Origin of the sequence: Citrobacter sp. wls826 (assembly GCF_005281245.1) — a bacterium.
In the GTDB taxonomy this organism is placed as follows: Bacteria; Pseudomonadota; Gammaproteobacteria; order Enterobacterales; family Enterobacteriaceae; genus Citrobacter; species Citrobacter braakii.
The window spans coordinates 112,239-112,470 of the sequence record NZ_SZWS01000041.1; positions in this window are offsets into that span (position 1 = coordinate 112,239).

Sequence of the window (232 nt, forward strand, 5' to 3'; positions counted from 1 at the left end):
TCCTTTCGTGCCCCCCATCACTGCAAATCAATTTTTCGCCTGAAACTCGACAAATTAAACAGAATTAGTTTGGCGCAGGCGTTATCGCCATCGGCGTGATCAACCTAAGCTTTACCGTATTGGCGATCATGACGGTGGATAAATTTGAAGAACTGTGGGAACCCGCGGCGGAGAAAACCCAGCCGGCCTCTGCGCAGTAATTTTTACCCAAAACACGCCGCAGCCCAATTGC